The 23,142-nt window shown below is 72.2% G+C and carries 21 protein-coding genes; 9 read left to right on the top strand and 12 right to left on the bottom strand.

Annotated elements, in window-relative coordinates:
* Positions 1 to 20 precede the first annotated feature (20 nt).
* The 3 genes from QC282_RS23340 to QC282_RS23330 all read left to right on the top strand — a co-directional run bounded on the left by QC282_RS23340 (position 21) and on the right by QC282_RS23330 (position 3,574).
* Positions 21 to 938 carry a carbohydrate ABC transporter permease gene (locus tag QC282_RS23340; protein WP_279551499.1) on the top strand — a complete coding sequence of 306 codons (918 nt, stop codon included), beginning with the start codon at positions 21 to 23 and terminating at the stop codon, positions 936 to 938.
* Positions 939 to 948: 10 nt separating this feature from the next.
* Positions 949 to 2,295: a sugar ABC transporter substrate-binding protein gene (locus QC282_RS23335; RefSeq protein ID WP_279551498.1), complete on the top strand. Its 1,347-nt coding sequence runs from the start codon at positions 949 to 951 to the stop codon at positions 2,293 to 2,295.
* A 76-nt stretch (positions 2,296 to 2,371) separates the two neighbouring features.
* Positions 2,372 to 3,574, top strand: a complete 1,203-nt coding sequence (locus QC282_RS23330) for a Gfo/Idh/MocA family oxidoreductase (RefSeq protein WP_279551497.1) — start codon at positions 2,372 to 2,374, stop codon at positions 3,572 to 3,574.
* Positions 3,575 to 3,615: 41 nt separating this feature from the next.
* Here QC282_RS23330 and QC282_RS23325 read toward each other — a convergent pair whose 3' ends face one another.
* From QC282_RS23325 to QC282_RS23305, 5 genes are all read right to left on the bottom strand, one after another.
* A complete protein-coding gene (locus QC282_RS23325; RefSeq protein ID WP_279551496.1) occupies positions 3,616 to 4,311 on the bottom strand; it encodes a L,D-transpeptidase in 696 nt (231 codons plus the stop codon).
* Positions 4,312 to 4,448: 137 nt separating this feature from the next.
* A complete protein-coding gene (locus tag QC282_RS23320) occupies positions 4,449 to 5,243 on the bottom strand; it encodes an SDR family NAD(P)-dependent oxidoreductase (protein WP_279551495.1) in 795 nt (264 codons plus the stop codon).
* A 446-nt stretch (positions 5,244 to 5,689) separates the two neighbouring features.
* The gene (locus QC282_RS23315) at positions 5,690 to 6,604 is read right to left on the bottom strand and encodes an SDR family oxidoreductase (RefSeq protein ID WP_279551534.1); all 915 of its coding nucleotides are present in this window, start codon (positions 6,602 to 6,604) and stop codon (positions 5,690 to 5,692) included.
* Positions 6,605 to 6,704: 100 nt separating this feature from the next.
* Entirely contained in the window at positions 6,705 to 7,334 is a 630-nt protein-coding gene (locus tag QC282_RS23310) for an MBL fold metallo-hydrolase (RefSeq protein ID WP_279551494.1), read from the bottom strand.
* Positions 7,334 to 8,422 (bottom strand): S-(hydroxymethyl)mycothiol dehydrogenase, encoded by a 1,089-nt coding sequence (locus tag QC282_RS23305; protein WP_279551493.1) that lies wholly within the window; start codon positions 8,420 to 8,422, stop codon positions 7,334 to 7,336. Before QC282_RS23305 ends, QC282_RS23310 begins: the two co-directional genes overlap by 1 nt.
* A 170-nt stretch (positions 8,423 to 8,592) precedes the next feature.
* Here QC282_RS23305 and QC282_RS23300 point away from each other — a divergent pair, with 170 nt between their 5' ends.
* Entirely contained in the window at positions 8,593 to 10,347 is a 1,755-nt protein-coding gene (locus QC282_RS23300) for an ABC transporter ATP-binding protein (RefSeq protein WP_279551492.1), read from the top strand.
* Between the two features lie 170 nt (positions 10,348 to 10,517).
* Here QC282_RS23300 and QC282_RS23295 read toward each other — a convergent pair whose 3' ends face one another.
* The gene (locus QC282_RS23295; protein ID WP_279551491.1) at positions 10,518 to 10,823 is read right to left on the bottom strand and encodes a hypothetical protein; all 306 of its coding nucleotides are present in this window, start codon (positions 10,821 to 10,823) and stop codon (positions 10,518 to 10,520) included.
* Between the two features lie 184 nt (positions 10,824 to 11,007).
* Here QC282_RS23295 and QC282_RS23290 point away from each other — a divergent pair, with 184 nt between their 5' ends.
* Complete coding sequence (locus tag QC282_RS23290) at positions 11,008 to 11,373, top strand: nuclear transport factor 2 family protein (protein WP_279551490.1); 366 nt, start codon at positions 11,008 to 11,010, stop codon at positions 11,371 to 11,373.
* Between the two features lie 145 nt (positions 11,374 to 11,518).
* The gene (locus QC282_RS23285) at positions 11,519 to 12,769 is read left to right on the top strand and encodes a YncE family protein (protein WP_279551489.1); all 1,251 of its coding nucleotides are present in this window, start codon (positions 11,519 to 11,521) and stop codon (positions 12,767 to 12,769) included.
* 50 nt (positions 12,770 to 12,819) lie between these two features.
* Here QC282_RS23285 and QC282_RS23280 read toward each other — a convergent pair whose 3' ends face one another.
* Positions 12,820 to 14,802, bottom strand: coding sequence for a GTP-binding protein (locus QC282_RS23280; RefSeq protein ID WP_279551488.1), 1,983 nt, complete (start codon positions 14,800 to 14,802; stop codon positions 12,820 to 12,822).
* A gap of 215 nt (positions 14,803 to 15,017) precedes the next feature.
* Between QC282_RS23280 and QC282_RS23275 the strand changes: the two genes are divergently transcribed.
* Complete coding sequence (locus QC282_RS23275; protein WP_279551487.1) at positions 15,018 to 16,166, top strand: XdhC family protein; 1,149 nt, start codon at positions 15,018 to 15,020, stop codon at positions 16,164 to 16,166.
* Here the strand turns inward: QC282_RS23275 and QC282_RS23270 are convergent.
* A complete protein-coding gene (locus tag QC282_RS23270; RefSeq protein WP_279551486.1) occupies positions 16,163 to 16,663 on the bottom strand; it encodes a metallophosphoesterase in 501 nt (166 codons plus the stop codon). The genes QC282_RS23275 and QC282_RS23270 overlap by 4 nt on opposite strands.
* A 187-nt stretch (positions 16,664 to 16,850) precedes the next feature.
* Here QC282_RS23270 and QC282_RS23265 point away from each other — a divergent pair, with 187 nt between their 5' ends.
* Both QC282_RS23265 and rfbC read left to right on the top strand, forming a co-directional pair.
* A complete protein-coding gene (locus tag QC282_RS23265) occupies positions 16,851 to 18,791 on the top strand; it encodes a glycosyltransferase family 2 protein (protein ID WP_279551485.1) in 1,941 nt (646 codons plus the stop codon).
* 1 nt (position 18,792) lies between these two features.
* Entirely contained in the window at positions 18,793 to 19,401 is a 609-nt protein-coding gene (gene rfbC / locus QC282_RS23260) for a dTDP-4-dehydrorhamnose 3,5-epimerase (RefSeq protein WP_279551484.1), read from the top strand.
* A 9-nt stretch (positions 19,402 to 19,410) separates the two neighbouring features.
* Here the strand turns inward: rfbC and QC282_RS23255 are convergent, their stop codons facing one another.
* From QC282_RS23255 to QC282_RS23240, 4 genes are read right to left on the bottom strand one after another with little or no spacing between them, the layout of a single operon-like run.
* Complete coding sequence (locus tag QC282_RS23255; protein WP_279551483.1) at positions 19,411 to 20,214, bottom strand: class I SAM-dependent methyltransferase; 804 nt, start codon at positions 20,212 to 20,214, stop codon at positions 19,411 to 19,413.
* Positions 20,201 to 21,088: a dTDP-4-dehydrorhamnose reductase gene (gene rfbD / locus QC282_RS23250; RefSeq protein WP_279551482.1), complete on the bottom strand. Its 888-nt coding sequence runs from the start codon at positions 21,086 to 21,088 to the stop codon at positions 20,201 to 20,203. Before rfbD ends, QC282_RS23255 begins: the two co-directional genes overlap by 14 nt.
* The gene (rfbB, locus tag QC282_RS23245; RefSeq protein WP_279551481.1) at positions 21,085 to 22,065 is read right to left on the bottom strand and encodes a dTDP-glucose 4,6-dehydratase; all 981 of its coding nucleotides are present in this window, start codon (positions 22,063 to 22,065) and stop codon (positions 21,085 to 21,087) included. The genes rfbD and rfbB overlap by 4 nt, the downstream gene beginning before the upstream one ends.
* Positions 22,062 to 23,129, bottom strand: a complete 1,068-nt coding sequence (locus QC282_RS23240) for a glucose-1-phosphate thymidylyltransferase (RefSeq protein WP_279551480.1) — start codon at positions 23,127 to 23,129, stop codon at positions 22,062 to 22,064. The genes rfbB and QC282_RS23240 overlap by 4 nt, the downstream gene beginning before the upstream one ends.
* Between the last annotated feature and the right edge of the window lie 13 nt (positions 23,130 to 23,142).

Raw genomic sequence — 23,142 nt, 5'->3', positions numbered from 1 at the left:
CGGGAAGGGAGCGAACCGACATGGCTGCGGTGACAGACACGACGACCGTACGACCCGCGAGGCGCGGACCCTCCCCCGGACGCGTCGCGGCCTGGGCGGCGCTGGCCGCGATCGTGCTCGTCACCCTGCTGCCGTTCTACTGGATCCTGCGCACCGCGCTGTCCTCGAACGCGGGGCTCGCCACCCAGCCGGCCGACCCGCTGCCCGTCGGCCTCACCACCGACGGCTTCGAGCGGGCGCTCGGCCTGCAGTCCACCGAGGAGGCGGTCGCCCGGGGCGGCGCGGGCGGCGGGCTGGAGTTCTGGCGCTACCTGCTCAACTCTGTCCTGGTCTCCACCCTGGTGACCGGTTGCCAGATCCTCTTCTCCGCGATGGCCGCGTACGCCTTCGCACGGCTGCGCTGGCGGGGCCGGGACACGGTGTTCGCCCTGTTCCTCGCCGGGCTGATGGTGCCGGCCGTCTTCACGCTGCTGCCGAACTTCGTGCTCATCAAGGAACTCGGCCTGGTGGACACGCTGCTGGGCATCGCGCTGCCGACGATGTTCATGACGCCGTTCGCGGTGTTCTTCCTGCGGCAGTTCTTCCTCGGGGTACCGCGCGAGGTCGAGGAGGCGGCCCTGCTCGACGGCGCCGGGAAGGTCCGCGTGTTCTTCCGCGTGCTGCTGCCCATGGCGGCCACGCCGGTGCTGACGCTGACGGTGCTGACGTACATCACGTCCTGGAACGACTACTTCTGGCCGCTGATGGTCTCGCACAGCGACACCTCACGCGTGCTGACCGTGGCGCTGGCGGTCTTCCGGGCCCAGACCCCGCAGACCGGCGTCGACTGGTCGGGCCTGATGGCGGCCACGCTCGTCGCGGCCCTGCCGATGCTCGTGCTGTTCGGCTGCTTCGCGCGCCGCGTCGTCGGCTCCATCGGCTTCACCGGGATCAAGTGAGGGAGTGTCCATGCGACTTGGGATGATCCGTACGGCCGGGGCGCTGACCGGCGCCCTGGCGCTGTCGCTCGTGACCGGGTGCGCGGGAGGCGACGCCGGGTCGGCCGGGAACACGGTGACGTACTGGCTGTGGGACGCCAACCAGCTGCCCGCCTACCAGGCCTGCGCGAAGGACTTCGAGCGGCGCCACCCCGGACTCGACGTCAGGATCACCCAGTTGGGCTGGGACGACTACTGGACCAAGCTCACCGCGAGCTTCATCGCGGGCACCGAGCCGGACGTGTTCACCGACCACATCCAGAAGTTCGGCCAGTTCGCCGACCTGAACGTGCTCGAACCGCTCGACGGCCTCGGCATCCGGGACGCCGACTACCAGCCCGGCCTGGCCGCCAACTGGACCGGCCGGGACGGCCGGCGGTACGGCGCGCCCAAGGACTGGGACACCGTGGGCCTCTTCTACAACGCGGAGCTGGCGCAGGCGGCCGGGCTCACCGCCGGGGACCTGGGCAGCCTGTCCTGGAACCCGGAGGACGGCGGCACCTTCGAGAAGGCCGTGGCGCGTCTGACGGTCGACAAGAACGGCCGGCGGGGCGACGAGAAGGGCTTCGACAAGGACAACGTCGTGGTGTACGGGCTCGCCACCAACGGCGGCGGCGCCGGCGACGGCCAGACCACCTGGAGCAACCTGGCCGCCTCCGCGGGCTGGACCTACACCGACAAGAAGCGCTGGGGCACCGAGTACCGCTACGACGACCCGACCTTCCAGTCGGTGATCACGTGGTACTTCGGACTGGCGAAGAAGGGGTACATGGCCCCGCTCACCGAGTACTCCCAGTCCAGTCAGGCCAACGCGCAGATCGCCTCGGGCCGGGCGGCGGCCGCCTTCGACGGGGCGTGGATGCTCTCCACGTACGACGGTTTCAAGGGGCTGGACATCCGCACCGCCGTCACCCCGGTCGGCCCCACCGGCAAGCGCGCCACCATGATGAACGGGCTCGCCGACTCCGTCACGAAGAACGCCCGCAACAAGCCGGGGGCCCTGAAGTGGGTGAAGTACCTGGCGTCCGACGCGTGTCAGCGGACGGTGGGGCGCTACGGCGTCGTCTTCCCGGCCACTTGGGCCGGCACCCGGGCCGCGGTGGCCGCCTACCGGGAGAAGGGCATCGACGTCACCGCGTTCACCAGGCCGGTCGCCGACCGGAAGAACTTCACGACGTTCTCCTACCCGATCACCACCTACGCGGCGGACGTGCTGGCGCTCATGCACCCCGCCATGGAGGACGTGTTCGGCAACGGCGCCCCCGTGAGCAGCCTCGACCGGACCAACGAACAGATCAACCTGATCCTCGACCAGTGACCCGGCCCCGGAACCAGTGACTCGGCCAGCGACGCGGTCTCCGGGACCGGTGACTCGACTGAAGGGCATCCCATCCATGACGTTCTCCATCGGCATCGTCGGCGCCGGACAGTTCTCGGGCCAGTTCGCCAGGCTGTTCCTGGCCCACCCCGGCGTCCGCGAGGTCCACGTCACCGACCTGCTCCCGGAGCGGGCCGAGCGGCTCGCCGCCGCCGAACGGCTCACCGGGACCTTCCCGTCGTACGAGGCGATGCTGGAGTCGGAGACGGTCGACGCCGTCGCGGTCTTCACGCAGCGCTGGACCCACGGCCCGCTGGTGCTGCGGGGCCTGAACGCCGGCAAGCACGTGTACTCGGCGGTGCCCATGGCGATCACCACGGAGGAGATCGCGGCGATCATCGACGCGGTCAGGGCGACCGGTCTGACGTACATGATGGGCGAGACCAGCCACTACCACCCGGCGACCGTACACGCCCGCAACCGGATCGCCGAGGGCGCCTTCGGGCGGCTGTTCTACGCCGAGGGCGACTACGTGCACGACATGGACCTCGGCTTCTACGAGGCGTACCAGTACAGCGGCGGTGAGAACTGGAAGGCGACGGCCAGCTATCCCCCGCTGCTGTACCCGACGCACGCGGTGGGCGGCGTGCTGGGCGCCTGGCGGACGCACGCGGTGAGCGTGTCCGCGATCGGCGTGACCGACGACCGCGGGGACGGCGTGTTCGACCGGGAGGTGAGCCAGTTCGACAACGACGTGTCCAACGCGACCGCGCTGTTCGAGGTGGCAGGCGGCGGCTCGTTCCGTACGAACGAGTTCCGGCGGGTGGGCTACCCCTCGCACATCCGGGAGTCACGCTTCCGGTTCTTCGGGACGGAGGCGAGCATGGAGCAGGTCGCCACCATCGCCCTGTGGCAGGACAAGAAGGGCGTCAAGGACATCACGGAACTCCTGGAGCCGAAGCCCACCCTGTCCCCCGACGACCCCTCGCTTCAGCACATCGCGCCGGAGCTGCGGGCCGCGTTCACCTCGGGCTCCGCGCCCGTGCACGACCGGGCGCGGCTGCCGCGCGAGTTCGACCACCTGCACAACGGGCACGAGGGCAGCCACCACTTCCTGGTGGACGACTTCGTGACCGCCGTCAACCGCCGCGCCCTGCCGTCCGTGAACGCGTGGGTCGCGGCCCGCTACACCCTGCCGGGCATCGTCGCGCACGAGTCCGCGCGGCAGGGCGGGGTCCGGCTGGACATCCCGGACTTCGGGGACGACCCCGAGGCGTGAGCCGGGGCCGCGGGCCGGGCACCGGGCCGGCCGGACGCCGGTCAGGTGCCCGGCTTGCGGCCGTACACGTAGACGTCGTCGCCCTTCTTCAGCAGCGACCAGTACTTCTTGGCGTCGGTGGTGGTCATGTTGACGCAGCCGTGCGAACCAGGCGGGTTCCACATGCTGAGGCTCGCCTGGTGGAAGGCCTGCCCGCCGTCGAAGAACTGGCTGTACGGCATCGGCACGTCGTAGATGGTCGAGACGTGGTCGATGTTGCGCCAGTAGATCTTCTTCAGGCCGGTGCGGGTCTCGTAGCCGTCACGTCCGGTACGGACCGGGACCGGGCCGTATACGAGCCTGCTGCCGTCCTGGATCCAGCTCAGCTGGAGGGTGAGGTCGACGCAGGCGATGCGGCCCTTGTTCACCGGACACTTGCCGGCCTTGTTCGGGTTCGTCCCGACGGCCTTCTGCTTGAGCATCAGGTCCATCACGCCCCAGGTGACGGGACCGGCGTAGCCGATGTTGGGCCGGATGCCGTGTTTGTTCTGGAATGCCTGGATGGCCTTGCAGTCGGCGCTGGACTGCTTGCCGTCGACCGGCCGGCCCAGGAACTTCTCCACCTGCTTCTGGTACGGGCCGGCCGTCGTCGTGCAACTCACGGCGTGCGCCTGCGTGGTGCCGAGCGCGAGCGTGAGCGGTGCCACCAGTGCGGTCACCCCGAGGGCGACGACTCCTCGTCTGCGTATGTCCCCCATGGCTGGTCATGCCTTTCGCCCGGAATGCTCGCAGGATCTGTCTGCGACGTCTGCCCGTTAGACCGCCGTGCGGCCCGTTCGGTTGCGGCGCGGCGGGCGCCGGTACGAAACGGTGACCTCACGGGGCGTCGCCGGCCTCACTCCCCGGCCCGCGCGGCGGCCGCGCGGAACCCGGCGTTGACGGCCGTGAGTCCGCCGTCGACGCACAGGGAGGTGCCGGTGATCCAGGCCGCGTCGCGGGAGGCGAGGAACGCGACGGCGGCGGCGATGTCCTGCGGCTCGCCGACCCGGCCGAGCGGATACAGCTCACGGACCGCCTCCAGTTGGGCGTCGCGCCCCTCCCACGCCGGGGTGCGCACCGTGCCCGGTACCACGAGGTTGACTCGGACGCCCCGGGCGGCGGCGTGTCCGGCGAGGGTGCGGGTGAGGGAGCCGAGTCCGGCCTTGGCGGCGCTGTAGGCGTGGTTGCCGAAGTCCTGCACCCCGTTGACCGAGCCGATGCTGACGATCGCCCCGCGCCCGGACGCGGCCAGGTACGGGAGGGCGGCGCGGCAGCAGCGGTAGGCGCCGGTCAGGGTGAGGTCGAGGTCGCGCGCCCACGTCTCGTCGGGCTCGTCCTCGAAGCGCGGGGCGTCGGGGGTGCAGTGGTAGGCGTTGTTGACCAGGACGTCGAGCGTGCCGAAGGCCTCGACGGCGCGGGCGACGGCCGCCTCGACGGACGCCCGGTCGGCGACGTCGCAGGGGAACGCCTCGGCGGCGAGGCCGTGTTCGCGCAGCGCGTGCGCGGTCTCCCGGGCCGCGCCGAGGTCCACGTCGGTCACCAGCACCCGCGCGCCCTCCTCGGCGAACCGCCGCGCGGTGGCGGCGCCGATCCCGCGGGCGGCGCCCGTGACGAGAACTCCGTGGCCTGCAAAGCGTGTCGTGTCGGTCATGGGCCGACGGTACTGGTCCGGTGATCGGCACGGCAGTGTCCGCGACGCCCTCTGTCCCGCCCGGCCACGGGATCAGCCACGGGATCAGCCACGGGATCGGCCACGGGATCGGCCACGGGCCGCGTCCGGCGTTTCCGGAAGGGCCCCGGGCCCGGGGGGTGTCGGACCGGAGCCGGGCCGGAGGGTCCCGCCGGAGGGCCTCCGACCGGAAGGACCCAAGCCGGAAAGACCCAAGCCGGTAGAGCCCCAGGCCAGGCGGAGCACCGCGCCACGCGAGACACCGGGCCAGGGCCCGTGCCGATTCCCCCGGCCGCCTCCCGGCCACCCAGCCCGCCTCCCGGCCCTCCGCCCCGTCCCGGCCACCCCGCGCGCCCGGCGCCGCCCGCCCGCCGCCGCCCGCCGCCCGCCGCCCGCCCGTGGTCGCCCGCCGCCTTCCCGGCGAACCCTCAGCGGTAGCCGCTGGTGTCCGCCGGGCGGCCCGGGTCCTGGACCTCGACCAGGTAGCGCCAGGCGTCGGGGCGGCTGCCGTCCAGGTCCGTGAAGCCGTACTCCTGGGCGAGGCCGCCGCTGGAGAGTGAACTGCCGTTCCAGCGCGCCACCTCGGGGTCGGCGGCGAGGGCCGCGACGGCGCGGCCGACGTAGTGCGGGGTCTCGGAGATGGCGAAGTGCGGTTCGCGGTCGAGGGCGTCGCGCCAGTTGTCCTCCCGCACACCGAAGGTCTCCAGCATGATCTCCGAGCGCAGCCAGCCCGGCGTGAGCGCGACGGCGGTGGCGCCGCGCGGGCCGAGTTCGTGGCCGAGGGCGAAGGCCATGCGCAGCACCGACGCCTTGGCGAGGTCGTAGAAGAGGTTCACGCGGTAGTTGGCGCGGTTGTACGCGTCGGTGCCGTCGGTGACCTCGACGACCAGGCCGCCGGGGTTGCGCAGCAGCAGGGGCAGGGCGTGGTGGCTGGTGATCGCGTGGGTGTCGACCGCGAGCCGGAGCAGCCGCAGCCCCTTGTCGAGGTCGTGCTCCCAGACCGGGGTGTCCCACTGGAACAGGTGCTCGCCGCCCCAGATGTCGTTGACGAGGACGTCGAGGCGGCCCCGCTCGTGCGCGACGCGGTCCACGAGGGCGCGGACCTGGCCGGGGTCGAGGTGGTCGGTGGGGACCGCGATGCCGTGCCCGCCTGCCGCGGTCACGAGGTCGGCGGTGTCCTCGATGGTCTCGGGGCGGTCGTACTCGGAGCGCCGTTCGCGCGTGGTGCGTCCGGTGACGTACACCGTGGCGCCGGCCGCGCCGAGTTCGACCGCGATCCCCCGTCCCGCGCCGCGTGTCGCCCCGGCGACCAGCGCGACCTTGTCCTGCAGCGGCAGTGGCATGTCCGACCTCCCGTACCCGGTGACCTTCGTGGGTTCGAGGGTGGCGGGTAAGCCGGACATCCTCTGTCGCCTTTCCGGACGCGTCACTCGGCCGGTGGTGTCAGTGACCCCTCGTGATCCACTCGTCCAGGTGCGGTGCCTCGGCGCTGATGGTGGTCGCGTCGCCGTGCCCGGTGAGGACCTTTGTGCCGGGCGGAAGGGTGAGCAGCCGGTCGCGGATCGAGTCGACGATGGTCGGGAAGTGGGAGTAGGAGCGGCCGGTGGCGCCGGGGCCGCCCTGGAAGAGGGTGTCGCCGGTGAACACGGCGCCCAGGCCCGGGTCGTAGAGGCAGACGGCGCCCGGCGCGTGCCCCGGGGTGTGCAGCACGGTCAGGTCGGCGCCGGCGGCCTCGATGACCTGGCCGTCGGCCAGATGGGCGTCCGGCAGGCGGTCCGGGTGGGTCAGCTTCCACAGGGGCAGGTCGTCGGGGTGCAGCCAGATGGTGGCGCCGGTGCGTTCGGCCAGGGCGGGCGCGGCGTTCACGTGGTCGTTGTGGGCGTGGGTGCACACGATGGCGGTCAGCCGGCGGTCGCCGACGGCCTCGGCGATGGCGTCGGCGTCGTGGGCGGCGTCGATGACGACGACCTCGCGGTCGTCGCCGACGAGCCAGACGTTGTTGTCGACGTCCCAGGTGCCGCCGTCGAGCGTGAACTGCCCGGAGGTGACGAGGCGTTCGATGCGCGCGGTCATCACAGCACCACCACCGAACGCAGGACGTCACCGGTGTGCATCCGCTCGAACGCCTTCTCCACCTCGTCCAGCTGGATGGTCTCGGTGACGAACGCGGCCAGGTCCAGGCGGCCCTGGAGATGGAGGTCGATCAGCATCGGGAAGTCCCGCGAGGGCAGGCAGTCCCCGTACCAGGACGACTTCAGCGCCCCGCCGCGTCCGAAGACGTCCAGCAGCGGCAGCTCCAGCTTCATCTGGGGGGTGGGCACACCCACCAGCACGACGGTGCCCGCCAGGTCCCGGGCGTAGAACGCCTGACGGTACGTCTCCGGGCGTCCCACGGCCTCGATCACCACGTCCGCGCCGAAGCCGCCGGTCAGTTCGCGGATCGCGTCCACCGCGTCCGTGGTACGGGAGTTGACCGTGTGGGTGGCGCCCATCGCGCGGGCCGTCTTCAGCTTCCGGTCGTCGATGTCCACCGCGATGATCTTCGCGGCGCCCGCCAGCCGGGCCCCGGCGACCGCCGCGTCGCCGACCCCGCCGCAGCCGATCACCGCGACCGTGTCGCCGCGGCCCACCTGGCCGGTGTTGATCGCCGCGCCGATGCCCGCCATCACGCCGCATCCCAGCAGCCCCGCGACCTGCGGCGCGACAGCCGGGTCGACCTTCGTGCACTGCCCGGCGGCCACCAGCGTCTTCTCCGCGAACGCGCCGATGCCCAGCGCCGGGGACAGTTCCTGCCCGGTCGAGGCCAGCGTCATCCGCTGCTCCGCGTTGTGGGTGTCGAAGCAGTACCACGGCCGGCCCCGCAGGCAGGCCCGGCACTTCCCGCACACCGCACGCCAGTTGAGGATGACGAAGTCGCCTGGAGCGACGTCCGTGACGCCCTCGCCGACCGACTCGACGACGCCCGCCGCCTCGTGACCGAGCAGGAACGGGAAGTCGTCGCTGATGCCGCCCTGCTTGTAGTGCAGGTCCGTGTGGCACACCCCGCACGCCTGGACCCGCACCACCGCCTCGCCGGGCCCGGGATCGGGCACCACGATGGTCTCGATCCGCACCGGCTCGTCCTTGCCCGGTGCGATCACGCCGCGTACTTCCTGCGCCATGGTGCTGACCCCTTCGTCCGTCCGTCGTTCCCGTCGAGCCTACGCGTGAGTGATCGGTAACGGCACGTAAGGGTCGGGCACGGCAGGCCGTCCGGCCAGGAAAATCACGCGTCCCGCGGGGCGCGCCCACGTAGCCTGAGGGCTCCGCCCCCCGAGTGCCCAGGAGAGCCGTGAGCACAGCAGAGACCCGGACCGGCACGCCCACCTGGAGGCTGCTCCTCGGCTACGTCAGACCCCACCGCTGGGCCCTGCTCGCGGGTGCCCTGCTGTCGCTGGTCACGGGCGCCACGGGGCTCGCGCTGCCGCTGGTGGCACGGGAGTTGATCACCGACCTGTCGCGGGACCGGGCCATCACCGGGGCGTTGCTGCTGATGTCGGCGCTGGTGGTCGCCAACGCGGCGGTGGGGGCGCTGGGTTCGTACGTGCTGCGACGCACGGCGGAGTCGGTGGTGCTCGGCGCGCGGCGCGCCCTGTCGTCGTATCTGCTGCGGCTGAGGGTGGCGGCGGTGGACCGCACCGAGCCGGGCGATCTGATGTCCCGCATCACCTCCGACACCACTCTGCTGCGCGAGGTCACCACCGACTCGCTGGTGGGCCTGGGCACGGGCGGGCTCACGCTGGTGGCGACCGTGGTCATGATGGGCCTGGTGGAGCCGGTGCTGCTCGGTGTCACGCTGGCGGTGATCCTGCTGGCGGGCACCGTCCTCGGGGTGATCGTGCCGCGCATCAACCGGGCGAGCCGGCAGGCGCAGGACGCGGTCGGCGTGATGGGTGCCTCCCTGGAGCGGATCCTGGGCGCGCTGCGCACGGTGAAGGCGTCGGGCGCCGAGGACCGTGAGGAGCGCACGCTGCACGCGGCGGCCGAGGAGTCGTGGCGCCAGAGCGTGCGGGCCGCCAAGTGGTCGGCGGCGGCGGGCAACACGGCGGGGCTGGCGATGCAGTGCGCGTTCATCACGGTGCTCGCGGTGGGCGGCTCGCGGGTGGCGACGGGCGCGACCGACGTCGCCACGCTGGTGGCGTTCCTGCTGTACGTCTTCTATCTGATGTCGCCGATCCAGCAGGTCGTCGGCGCGATCACGCAGTACCAGACCGGTTCCGCGGCCCTGGCCCGCATCCAGGAGGCGCTGCGGCTGCCCGCCGAGCCGGCCGCCCGGCCCGTGCCGCTTCCGGCGCCGGGTGCAGAACCCGCGTCGGTCGCCTTCACGGACGTCCGCTTCCGGTACGCCGACGATCTTCCGTACGTCCATCACGGGGTGACGTTCGCGGTGCCGGCGCGCGGCATGACGGCGTTCGTGGGTCCGTCCGGGGCGGGCAAGACGACGGTGTTCTCGCTCGTCGAGCGGTTCTACGACCCCGACTCGGGCACGATCACGCTGGACGGGCGGAACGTCGCCGACTGGGAGCTTCCCGAACTGCGGGCCGCCATCGGTTATGTGGAGCAGGACGCGCCGGTCCTGTCGGGTTCCCTGAAGGACAACCTGCTGCTGGGCCATCCGGAGGCGGACGACGAGGCGGTGGCGCGCGTGGTGAAGACGACCCGCCTGGACGGGCTGGTCGCGCGGCTGCCGAACGGTCTCGACACGCTCGTGGGGCATCGCGGCACCCGGCTCTCGGGCGGGGAGCGCCAGCGGGTCGCCATCGCCCGCGCCCTGCTGCGCCGGCCGCGCCTGCTGCTGCTCGACGAGGCCACCTCGCAGCTGGACGCGGTGAACGAGGCGGCGCTGCGGGACACGGTCGCCGACGTGGCCCGTACGACGACGGTGCTGGTCGTCGCGCACCGGCTGTCCACGGTGACGATGGCCGACCGGATCGTCGTCCTGGACGCGGGCCGGGTCCGCGCCGTCGGCACGCACGCCGAGCTGGTGACCGCGGACCCGCTGTACGCGGAGCTGGCGGCGACGCAGTTCCTGGCGACGGCGGGCTGACGGCGGGCCCTGGGTCGGCGGGGGGCGACGGCCGGCTGGAAGAGGGGGCCGCGGTCGGCGCGAGGTGATGCCGGTCCGAGCGCGCGGCTGCCGGTACCCGGGCGAGGGCGGCCGGACACGTCCGCGAGGGGCCGCCCGTCGGCCGGGCGGCCCCTCGCAGGGTGTCGCGGTCAGTACTGGACGGCCGGCACCAGGCCGAGGACCGGGGCGACCGGCTGGGCGAGCTGGTACAGCTCGCCCAGCCGGTTCAGCTCCCGCACCTTGTTCAGCTCGGCCAGCTGCGCGGAGGGCCGCAGGATCTCGTCCTTGTGCTCCTCGGGGAGGTCCGCGACCGCCAGCGAGTCGAGCACTGCGATCGGGCTCAGCCGGCCGGTGTCCTGGGCCGCCCCGTCGGCCGCACTCGCCAGCGGCGCGGCAAGGCCGGTGACACCGGCGGCGAGACCAACGGCTGCGATGATGCGTCGTGTTGAGATCATGCTGTCAGCAACGGCGGCGGGCCGCCCCCGGACACGGGCGCGCGGCCACGCTCACCCGACAGGCGGAGCCCGGCGGCCGGCCCGCCGCAGCGCTTGCCGAGCACGCGAAGGCGGAGGAGGCTCGAAGACGGGGTCCTCGGCGGCCCGGAACCGTCGGGCCGCGGGCCCCGACGAGGAGGTCACCATGGGCACCATGGCACGCCCCGCCTTCGACACCGAGGCCCTGCGCCGGGGCATCGAGGAACGCACGGCGCAAACCCTCGCGTCGCTCTACGCTGACGACGCCGAGATCCGGATCGTCGACCACAACACCCAGCCCAGCAATCCCAAGGTCGTGCACGGCCGCGACGAGATCGACGAGATGCTCGACGACCTGTACGGGCGGGACATGACCCACAAGCTGGAGCAGTGCGTCGTCCAGGACGACCGGGTCGCCTTCACCGAGTCGTGCCAGTACCCGGACGGCGTGCGAGTCCTGGCCGAGTCGATGCTGACGCTGCGCGACGGCAAGATCGTCGAACAGACGATGATCCAGGCCTGGGACGAGTAGCCGCGGCCGGGCGAAGGGCCGAGGGCACCCGGGGAGGGAGAGTTGTCGTGCACGCGTCTTGCGGTGCGGCAGGAACACTCCTTACTTTTCAGTAAGTTGAAAATGAGGCGTGTTCAGCTTTCGCGTCCCGAGGAGGGAGCAGCCCTTGCCTGCCTTCAGCCCCAGGCACCTGTGCTCCATAGCCGCCGCCCTCGCCCTGACCGCCGGTCTCCCCGCGACCGCCGGTGCCGCCCCGGACGACTCCGCCGCCCTGCGCGAGGTTTTGTTCGTCGGCAACAACTGGGACGGCACCGCCGATGTCGTCGAGTCCACCGGGGACCTGGCGAGGATCGGCCGGATCGACGTCGTACCGGACAAGGAGGAACGGCTCGCGGAGATCAGGGCCGACCCCATCAAGTGGATCTACTTCACGGCCATCCGCAACAGCGTCGGTGAGGGCCACGACCAGTACGTGGACGACATGTACTCCACGCCGGACGGGAGGTCGGTGGTGGTGTCCCGGCCGAGCTTCGCCGACGTCGTCTCCCTCGACCTCGCCACCGGGCGCGTCAACTGGCGTTTCCCCGCGGACGGTTACCGCTCCGACCACATGGCGGTCTCCCCGGACGGCACACGGGTCGCCGTCTCCGCCTCGACCGCGAACACCGTGCACGTCCTGGACATCGCCACGGGCCGGCAGCTCGGGAAGTTCGCCACGGGCGACAAGCCGCACGAGAACGTCTTCAGCAAGGACGGCAAGTACATCTGGAACATGTCCATCGGCGAGGTGAACACCTCGCTGGACGCCCCGTGGCTGGACTGGACGAAGGGCGACCGGCGCATCACGGTCGTGGACGCGACGACGTACCGGCAGGTCAAGGTCGTCGACATGCGCGAGCGGCTCGACGCGGCGGGACTGAAGGACCACTCCGACGCCGTCCGCCCGGCCGTGTTCTCGCCCGACGAGTCGAAGCTGTACTTCCAGGTGTCCTTCTTCAACGGCTTCCTGGAGTACGACCTGGCGTCCGACCGCATCACCCGCGTGAAGACGCTGCCGAAGAACCCGGCGACCAGCGAGGACCGCACCACCTGGGTCAACGACTCGCGCCACCACGGCATCTCGGTGAGCCCGGACGGTGGGAAGCTGTGCGTCGCGGGCACCATGGACGACTACGCGACGGTCGTGGACCGGGCGACCCTCCAGGAGGGCCCGCTCGTCACCGTGTCCAAGCCCTACTGGGCGACGGTCAGCGGCGACGGCCGCGCCTGCGTCGTCTCCGAGAGCGGCGCCGACCGGGTCACGGCCATCGACTTCGCCACCGGCGAGAAGACGGCGTCCGTGCCCGTCGGCGACCATCCGCAGCGGGTGCGCGTCGGCCACGTCGAGCGTGACTGGTCGGGCCCCGCCGGCGGCTGACGGCGGGGCCCGGGGCCGGGGGGGGGTGGCCCGCGCCGGGCGGGCGGTCGTCAGCCGCCCACCCGGCGCGTCACGTTCAGCAGGTACTCCTTGCGGTTCAGCGGGTTGTGGTCGGTGCGCGGGCGGCACGGCACCGCGCCGTGGGTGACGGGCGCGTACTGCTCGAAGGCGCTCTTCAGCTCGCCCTCGCCGCGCGTCAGCCCCGGCAGCCGCTGCTCCAGCTCGTGCACCCGCGCTGCGGGCACCGTGCCCTCCAGGACCCCGGTGTCCCCGCGCGTGGCGGTCGTCCGCGGTACGGCGCCGAGTGCGGCCAGCGCCGGCAGCAGGGCGCCGAGCGTGTCCACCGGCGCCTCCAGGCGGAAGCGGTGCAGCGGCTCGTGCACCCGGGTGCCGGCGCGCCGCAGCGCCTCGATCAGCACGAGCGGGGTGAGTCCGCGGAAGTCGGCGCCGGTGCTCGACATGCTCTTGTCGAAGCCCTGGTGGGCGTGGCTCTGCCGGGGCGAGTAGCCGCTGTGCGTCATGGTGACCGTGCAGTCGGTGACCTGCCAGCCGTACAGCCCCTGTCGAAGGGTCTCGCGCACACTGTCCTCGACGGCCTTGAAGAAGGCGTACGGCATGGCGCCCAGCTCGACCTCCATCCGGAAGTCCACGCCCGAGCCGACCGGCGCCGGGTCGACGCGCAGGCCGACCGTGGCGAGGAAGGGGTTGGCGTCCTTCTTGTTGAACTCCACGGCCGCGCCGGTGCCGACGGGCCGCTCGACGCACAGCGGCGTGGTCTCGCGGAAAGTGACGTCCACGCCGTACTCGTCGGCGAGCGTGGCCTGCACGACCTCCTTCTGCACCTCGCCGTACAGCGACACGGCGGTCTCCTGCCGCACCTCGTCGTGGCGCAGGTCGATCAGCGGGTCCTGCTCGGCGAGCTGGGTGAGCGCCACGTGGAGGGCGCGCCGGTCGGTGCCCGGTCCGGGGACGACGACGGTCTCCAGGGTCGGCGGGGCGAAGAAGCGCTGCCCGCCCGCGCGCGGTGCGCCGACGGCGTCGCCGATCCGGACGTCCGTCAGGCCCCACAGCTTGGCGATGCGGCCCGCCGGGACCGCGTCGCGGCGGACGACCGTGCCGGAGTCGAAGACGCTGATCGCGGTGACCCGGCCCGCGCCGCGGGCGTCGCCGTACTGCACCCGGTCGCGGGCGCGGAGCGTCCCGGAGAACATCCGCGCGTAGGCCACCTTCTCCCCCGCCGGGCCCCGCTCCACCTTGAAGACGGTGCCGGAGACGGGCCCGTCCGGGTCGCCGTCGGCGGTGGGCAGCAGGTCCCTGACGCCGGACAGCAGGGCGTCGACGCCGGCGCCCGTGATGGCCGAACCGAAGTACACCGGATGGACCAGGGCGCGCCGGGTCTGCTCGGCGAGAGCGGCGCGGAGCCGGTCGCCGGTGACGGCCCGCTCGGGGTCCGCCAGGTACGCCGACAGCAGGGCGTCGTCGTGGTCGGCGAGGACGTCCAGCGCGGCGGCCGGGTCCGGGCCGGGCGTGAAGCGGGCGTCGCGGGTGCCGAGGCGGCCGGTGGTGCCCATCGGCACGATCGCCGGGGTGAGGCGGTCGCGGACGGCCCGCAGCACCTCGTCGTGGCGCGCTCCGCGCCGGTCGATCTTGTTGACGAAGAGCAGGGTCGGGATGCGCAGCCGGCGCAGGGTCCGCATCAGGACCCGGGTCTGCGCCTGGACGCCCTCGACGGCGGAGACGACCAGCACGACGCCGTCGAGGACACCGAGGACCCGTTCCACCTCGGCGATGAAGTCCGGGTGGCCGGGGGTGTCGATGAGGTTGACCGTCCGGCCGTCGAGCGGGAAGGAGACCACGGCGGACTTGATGGTGATGCCGCGCCGGCGCTCCAGCGCGAGGGTGTCGGTCCGGGTGTTCCCGGCGTCGACGCTGCCGATCTCGTCGATGGCGCCGACGGCGTGCAGCAGCCGTTCGGTCAGACTTGTCTTACCCGCGTCGACGTGCGCGAGGATTCCCAGGTTGAGCAGGTGCACGAAGCGTCATGTCCTTCGGAGAGTGGGTCATTCCTTCCTGGGGGGACATGAACGATCCGCGCATTGCTCGCTCCTTCGAACGACGTCTTCGGGTCCGTGCAGTGCAGCAGACCGCGGCCGATGACTCAATGGATTAACGCTCAACGAAGCGGGGTGGCGAGCCGGCCGGGTACCCGGCCGGACGAGCCGCGGGAGTCCCTGAAGAGGAGCCGACGATGCGTGACATCCTCCCGGCGCTGAGCGCCTGGTACGCGGCGGGCTCGCCGTTCGGTCTCGCCACGGTCGTCGGGGTGAGCCGCAGCGCGCCGCGCGACCCGGGCGCGGCGATGGCCGTCGGCCCGGACGACGAGGTGGTGGGCAGTGTGTCGGGCGGCTGCGTCGAGGGCGCGGTGTTCGAGCTGGCCCGGGAGGTGGTGGCGAGCGGCGAGGCCCGCCTGGAGACCTTCGGGTACGGCGACCGGGACGCCTTCGCGGTGGGTCTGACCTGCGGCGGCGAGATCACCCTGCTGGTGCGTCCGGTGAGCCCTGCGGCCGATCCGTCGTTCGGGTCGGTGGCGGAGTCGGTGGCCGCCGGTGACCCGGTGACCGTGGCGACGGTGACGGACGGCCCGGCGCCGCGCGGGGCGGCCCTCGCGGTGTGGCCGGACCGGGTCTCCGGCACGCTCGGCGCGGAAGGGCTCGACGCGGCGGTCACCGCGGACGCGCGCGGCGAACTCGCCCTCGGCGCCACCGGCCTGCGGCACTACGGCCCGCGCGGCGAGCGGCGCGAGGACGCGGTGAGCGTCTTCCTGCACTCGTTCGCGCCGCCGCCCCGCATGCTGGTGTTCGGCGCCATCGACTACGCGGCGGCGGTGGCCCGGATCGGCGACTTCCTCGGCTACCGGGTGACCGTCTGCGACGCCCGCCCGGTCTTCGCGACGCCCAGGCGCTTCCCGGACGGCGTCGAGGTGGTCGTGGACTGGCCGCACCGGCACCTCGCGGCCACGGACACCGACGAGCGCACCGTGGTCTGCGTCCTGACCCACGACCCGAAGTTCGACGTGCCGCTGCTGGAGGTGGCGCTGCGCCGGCCGGCCGCGTACATCGGGGCGATGGGCAGCCGCCGCACGCACCAGGACCGGCTCGCCCGGCTCGTCGCGGCGGGTCTGTCCGAGGACGAACTCGCCCGGCTCCGCTCACCCGTCGGGCTCGACCTGGGCGCCCGTACGCCCCAGGAGGTCGCGGTGTCCGTCGCCGCCGAGATCGTCGCGCTGCGCTGGGGCGGCACCGGCGCCCCGCTCAGCGCCACCCGGGGAGCCGTCCATCCGACCGGCCCCGCGCGAGGTGCGGGGCCGGAGACCCCGGAAGGTCGCCACGGCTCCTAGCGGGGTGGCAGCCGGTGCAGTTCCACATCGGTCAGGCGGCCACCGGCGACCGTGGCGGTCATGTACGTGCAGTGGGGCTGACGGCGGCGGTCGGTCGGGGAACCGGGGTTGAGCAGGCGCAGGCCGGTGGGGGCGGTGGTGTCCCAGGGGATGTGGCTGTGGCCGAAAACGAGGACGTCGAGACCGGGGAAGCGGGCCGCGCAGCGGGCTTCCCGGCCCGCAGCGGGACCCGTCTCGTGGACGGTGCCGAAGCGCAGACCGTCCAGCTCGGTGTACGCGATCTCGGGGAGCCGGGCGCGCAGTTCGGGTCCGTCGTTGTTGCCGTACACGCCGACCAGCCTGCGGCAACGGCTCTCCAGCAGGTCGAGGGTCGCGGTGTCGACCCAGTCCCCGGCGTGGAACACGACGTCGGCGCGCGGGAGCTCGGCGAGCAGCGGAGCGGGCAGTTCCCTGGCCCGCTTGGGAAGATGGGTGTCCGACATGAGCAAGAGGCGCACGTGACAAGCGTAGAGGCCGGGGCACTCGTGCGTGGGAGCCGGACCGCGAGGGCACCCGGACGACACGACGACGAAATCGGCGTTGACCCCCGTGATCCATAAGGACAACGCCTGTTGGGGTTAGCATCAGGCCATCCCGTCAAACCCGCATGTTTTCGGCAAGCTATCCAGGGGGGCCCGAAGCCCGATGCCGGTCAAGGTCAGCGTCATCGTCCCGGTGTTCAATCCGGGAACCTACATCGAGGACTGCATCTCCTCGCTGCGGAGGCAGTCCCTGCCGCCCGACGAGTACGAGGTCATTTTCGTCAACGACGGTTCCACCGACGCCACCCCCGCCCGGCTCGACGCGCTCGCCGCCGAGGACCCGCGCGTGCGGGTCATCCACCAGGAGAACTCCGGCTGGTCGGGCAAGCCGCGCAACGTCGGAATCGACGCCGCCCGGGGCGAGTTCGTGATGTTCGTCGACAACGACGACTACCTCGGCGACGAGGCCCTGGAGCGGATGTACGACTACGGCGTCGCCAACGGCGCCGATGTGGTCGTCGGCAAGATGGCCGGCCAGGGCCGCGGTGTGCCGGTGGAGCTGTTCCGCCGCAACCACCCGCGCGCCACCGTCGAGAACGCGCCGCTGATCGACAGTCTGACCCCGCACAAGATGATCCGCCGCGCGTTCCTTGAGCGCACCGGCCTGCGCTTCCCGGAGGGCCGGCGGCGCCTGGAGGACCACGTCTTCGTCACCGAGGCGTACCTGCGCGCGGACAACGTGTCGGTGCTCAGCGACTACGTCTGCTACTACCACCTCAGGCGGGACGACGGCTCCAACGCGGGCTTCGAACGGTTCGATCCCGTCGGCTACTTCAAGAACCTCCGCGAGGCCCTCGACGTCGTCGAGCGGTACACCGAGCCGGGCCAGGTGCGCGACCGGCTGTTCCGGCGCTGGCTGCGCGTGGAGATGGTCGAGCGGCTGCGCGCCCGGCGCTTTTTGAAGCTGCCCGACGACTACCGCAGGGAGCTGTTCAGGGAGATCCACCAGGTCGTCGTCGAACGCTTCGGGCCCGGCGTCGCCGTCGGACTGCAGCCGACGCAGCAGGTGGTCGCCTCGCTGACCGCCGCCGACCGGTACGACGACGTCGTGGCGTTCGCCGAGTGGGAGGCCACCGTCAAGCCCCTGACGGTGCCTGGCACGATCGAGTGGCGGGACGGCGCGCTGCACGTCTCGTTCACCGCCGAATACGCGTGCGGGCGCGAGCCGATGACGTTCCCCGCCGAGGCCGAGCCCGCCATGCTGGAGGACACGCCGAAGGACGTCGCGGACGCCGTCGCGTGGGTGGGCGCCCAGACCGCCGCCCGGTTCCAGCAGGCCACCGCCGACCTGCTGCTCAAGGAACGCGCGAGTGCCGCCCAGTACTTCCAGCCCGTGAAGTTCACCCGCGAGACCGTGCCGGCCGGCGACGACGGCCGGGTGCGGCTGCAGCTGAGGGCGACGGCGACCGTCGACCCGGCGGCCCTGCCCGACGACGGTGTGTGGGACGCGGTCGCCCGGGTGAAGCTCGGCGGCTGGACCAAGGAGATCCGCCTGGGCCCGGTGTCCCGCACGGCCGCTCCCGGGCCCGCCGCGGGGCCGGCGGCCGTCGTCGGCGGCCGTGCCGTCCGGCCGTACTGGACGGAGCCGCACCGCAACCTCTCGCTGGACGTGGGCGCGGGCGGCAAGTGGCTCGGCCTGAACCACGCGCAGATCGCCGTGAGCGACGGCCGGCTGCACGCCACCGTCCCGCTGCACGTGCCCGCCGCCACCGAGGTGCCGATGCTGCTCGCCTGCGCCGCGCGGTCCCTGGAGGTGTCCGCCACGCTCACGCCCGCCGCGCACGGCGCGGTGATCGAGGCCGGACTGCCCGCCGACGCGCTGTCCGGGGAGGCCCTGTGGCGGATCGCGGTGTGCCTCGCCCCGGACGCCGCCGAGCGGCGCTTCCACCGGCTGCCGCTCGCCGTGCGCGTCGGCCCCGGCGGGATCGAGACGGTGAAGGCCCCGCGCCCCGGCCTGCTGCTGCGGCTGGCGCGCAGGGCACGGCGGGTGCTGAACACCGCGCGGGGCAAGGTGGCCGCCCGCGTCAGGGCCGGGAGGGTGTGACATGCGACCGCTGGGAATCGAGGGGGCCTGGGTCCTGGAGCCGAAGGTGTTCCCGGACGACCGGGGCAGCTTCCACGAGTGGTACCGGGGCGAGGAGTTCCGCGAGGCCACCGGCTACGACCTGGGCCTGATGCAGGCCAACTGCTCGGTGTCCCGCCGGGGCGTGCTGCGCGGGGTGCACTTCGCCGACGTGCCGCCCGGGCAGGCCAAGTACGTCACGTGCGTGCGCGGGGCCGTGCTGGACGTGGTGATCGACATCCGGGTCGGCTCCCCCGGCTTCGGCCGGTGGGAGGCCGTGCGGCTGGACGACGACACGCGGCACGCGGTGTTCCTCGCGGAGGGTCTCGGGCACGCGTTCCTCGCGCTCACCGACGACGCCACCGTGGTCTACCTGTGCTCCACCGGCTACGCGCCGGAACGGGAGCACGGGCTGCACCCGCTGGACCCGGAGCTGGGCATCGAGTGGCCCGAGGGGATCACGCCGGTGCTGTCCCCGAAGGACGCCGGGGCACCGACGCTGGCCGAGGCCAGGCAGTCGGGGCTGCTGCCCTCGTACGAGGCCTGCCGCACGTGGTACGCGCACCTGCGCGGCAGGCCTCTCGAGGACTGAGCCGCCGGGTCAGCGGCTGACGCCGACCTGCTCCAGGGCCTGCCGCAGCGGCTCCCAACCACGGGAGCGCGGCAGGCCCATGTTGCGGGCCCGGATGAGACGGCCCCAGAAGCCCGCCTCCAGCAGCGCCTCCGGAGGCACCGCCGCGGCCCGCTCCAGGATCGCCTCGGGCACCTTCTGCGGGTCGGGGACGAGGTACTCCTGGAGGATTTCCTCGTACTTGTCCTTGAGCACCGTGCTGGACGGGTCGGCGCCGAACACCACGAGCTGGCCGGTCGGCTGGGTGTCGACCTGGACCGTCACCAGGTCGGGCCGGTAGCGGGCCAGCACCTCGATGATCTTGTAGACGTCGCCGGTCCACGCGCCGGTGTGCCGGTCGCGGGCCGCCTCGTCGACGTTGCGCGGCAGCATGTCGTCGAAGACGATGACGCTGCCCCAGTCGGAGTGCTTCTCGATGTTGATGAAGTCGCGCAGCGCGAACTCGAACAGGTGCATGCCGTCGATGAACGACAGGTCCAGCGTGGTGCGCCGCCAGTGTCCGAGGGGGCTGCGGCCCCGACGCAGGTTGCGCAGCGGGTGCCGGCCGCCCTTCAAGTGCTGCAGCGGGTTGTCGCGGGCGAAGAAGTCGTCGCTGGTGGCCTTCACCAGGTGGACGTCGCACTTGATCTCCGACACCACCTTGAAGGCGGGGTCGACCGCGATGCTGGGGACGCGGGACAGGCGCAGGCTGCGGCCGTCGTTGACGCCGATCTCCAGGTAGTTGCGGTTGGCGCTGACCTTGTGCAGTTCCCGGAGGAACTCATGGCGTTTCACGAAGGGGACTCTCCTTGCGGATCCTGGGCAGTGCTTCGTGCAGGGCGGCGCGCCAGTCGCGCGGCGCCGGCAGGCCGATCTCCTGCCAGCGGCCGTGCGCGAGCGCGCTGTAGGCGGGGCGCGGTGCGGGCCGGGGGAAGGCCGCGCCGGTGGTCGGGCGGACCCGGTCCGGGTCCGCGCCTATGAGGCGGAACACCTCCCGGGCCAGTTCGTACCAGGTCGCCTCGCCCGAACTGGTGGCGTGGAAGACGCCGCTCGCCGCGCCGCCCAGCCGGGGGCCGAGGTCGGCGATGCGGACGGCGACGTCCGCGCTCCAGGTCGGCTGACCGCGCTGGTCGTCCACGACGTCGACGGTGGGCCGGGAGGCCTCCAGGTCGATCATCGTGCGGACGAAGCTGCGGCCGTGGACGCCGTAGAGCCACGCGGTGCGCACGACGGCGCCCGTCCCGGGGAGTTCCTCCAGCACGGCCTGTTCACCGGCGAGTTTGGTGCGGCCGTAGGCGGTGCGCGGGGCGGTCGGGTGGTCCTCCGGGTAGGGGGTGGTGCGGGTGTCTCCGGAGAAGACGTAGTCGGTGGAGACGTGGATCAGGCGCGCGTCGTGCGCGGCGCAGGCGCGGGCGAGCAGCCTCGGCCCCTCGCCGTTGATCAGCAGTGCCCGCGCCTCGTCGGTCTCCGCGTCGTCCACGGCGGTGTACGCGGCGCAGTTCACGACGAGGGCGGGGCGGTGCTCGGCGAGCGCCCTGTCGAGGGCGTCGGGGCTGGTGATGTCCAGGGCGGCGCGGTCCAGGCCGATGACGTCCTCGCCGCGTGCGGTGAGTTCGGCGACGACGTCGTGGCCGAGCATGCCGCCCGCGCCGGTGACCAGCCACGTCATGCGCGCTCCTCGGCGACGCGCCGCTTGAGGGGTTCCCACCAGGCGCGGTTGTCCCGGTACCAGGCGACGGTGGCGTCGAGGCCGGTGGCGAAGTCGTGCCGCGGGCGGTAGCCGAGCTCGTCGCGGGCCTTGCTCCAGTCCACGGAGTAGCGCAGGTCGTGGCCCTTGCGGTCGGCGACGTACTCGACGCTGTCCCAGTCGGCGCCGCAGGCCTCCAGGAGGAGTCCGGTGAGGTCCTTGTTGGTCAGTTCGGTGCCGCCGCCGATGTTGTAGATCTCGCCGGGCCGGCCCTTGGTGCGCACCAGGTCGACGCCGAGGCAGTGGTCGTCGACGTACAGCCAGTCGCGGACGTTGAGGCCCTCGCCGTACAGCGGGACCTTCTTGCCGTCGAGGAGGTTGGTGACGAAGAGGGGGATGACCTTCTCGGGGAACTGGTGCGGGCCGTAGTTGTTGGAGCAGCGGGTGACCCGCACGTCCAGACCGTGGGTGTGGTGGTAGGCCAGGGCGAACAGGTCGGAGGACGCCTTGGAGGCGGAGTACGGGGAACTGGGGTCGAGGGGGTACTCCTCGGTCGCCGAGCCGGTCTCGATCGAGCCGTACACCTCGTCCGTGGAGACGTGCACGAACGGCTCGACGCGGTGCCGCAGGGCGGCGTCGAGGAGGGTCTGCGTGCCGACGACGTTGGTGAGGACGAAGTCGGCCGCGGTGAGGATGGAGCGGTCCACGTGGGACTCGGCCGCGAAGTGCACCACCTGGTCCGCCTGCGACATCAGCTTGTCGACGAGTTCGCCGTCGCGGATGTCGCCCTGGACGAACTCCAGGCGCGGGTGGTCCAGTTCGAGGTTGTCGAGGGTGCCCGCGTAGGTCAGCTTGTCCAGCACGATGATCCGCGGCGCGTCGGGCGCGTCGGATTCCAGGAGGGTGCGGACGTAGCGCGAGCCGATGAAGCCGGCGGCGCCGGTGACGAGGAGGTTCATGTGTGGATCTGCACCTTGCTGTGGTCGCCGAGGACGAGACGGTGGGCGCTGGGCACGCTGGGCGCCGGGGTCACCTTCACGTGCCGGCCGATCAGCGAGGACTCGATCCGGCCCACCCCGTGGATCGAGGAGTCCCGCAGCACTATGGAGAACTCCAGCTCGCTGTCGGCGATGCGGCAGTTCTCCGCGATGGACGTGTAGGGCCCGACGTAGGAGTCGCTGACGACCGTTCCGGCGCCGATCACCACGGGGCCGACGATGCGGGAGTTGACGATCCGCGCGCCCTCTTCCACGATCACGCGTCCGATGGTCTCGGAGCCGGCGTCGACCTCGCCGTCGATGCGGCGGTCCATGCTCTCCAGGACCGTGCGGTTCACCTCGAGCATGTCGACGACGTTGCCGGTGTCCTTCCAGTAGCCCCGGATGACCGTGCAGCGCACGTCGGCGCTGCGGTCGATCAGGCGCTGGATGGCGTGGGTGATCTCCAACTCGCCGCGCCAGGACGGCTCGATGGAGCGGACGGCCTCGTGGATGGCGGGCGTGAACAGGTACACGCCGACCAGGGCGAGGTCGCTCTTGGGGTTCTCCGGCTTCTCCTCCAGGCCGATCACCTGCCCGGCGTCGTCCAGTTCGGCGACTCCGAAGGCGCGGGGGTCGGCGACGCGGGTGAGGAGGATCTGCGCGTCGGGGCGGTTCTCGCGGAACTCCTCGACGAGGTCGGTGATGCCGCCGACGATGAAGTTGTCGCCGAGGTACATCACGAAGTCGTCGTCGCCCAGGTACTCCCGGGCTATCAGTACGGCGTGGGCGAGGCCCAGGGGGCGCTCCTGCGGGATGTAGGTGATCTTCAGGCCGAACTTCGATCCGTCGCCGACCGCTTCTTCGATCTCCGCGGCCGTGTCGCCGACGATCATCCCGACATCGGTGATGCCGGCCTCGGCGATGGATTCCAGCCCGTAGAAGAGCACCGCCTTGTTGGCGACCGGCACGAGCTGTTTGGCCGAAGTGTGCGTGATCGGCCTCAACCGTGTTCCGGCGCCACCGGACAGTACGAGAGCCTTCATCTGGCTCACCTTA

The organism is Streptomyces sp. DH24 (assembly GCF_029813775.1).
GTDB lineage: Bacteria > Actinomycetota > Actinomycetes > Streptomycetales > Streptomycetaceae > Streptomyces.
Note: the sequence above shows the minus strand (reverse complement) of the source record. Positions and strands in the feature narration are given on the sequence as shown.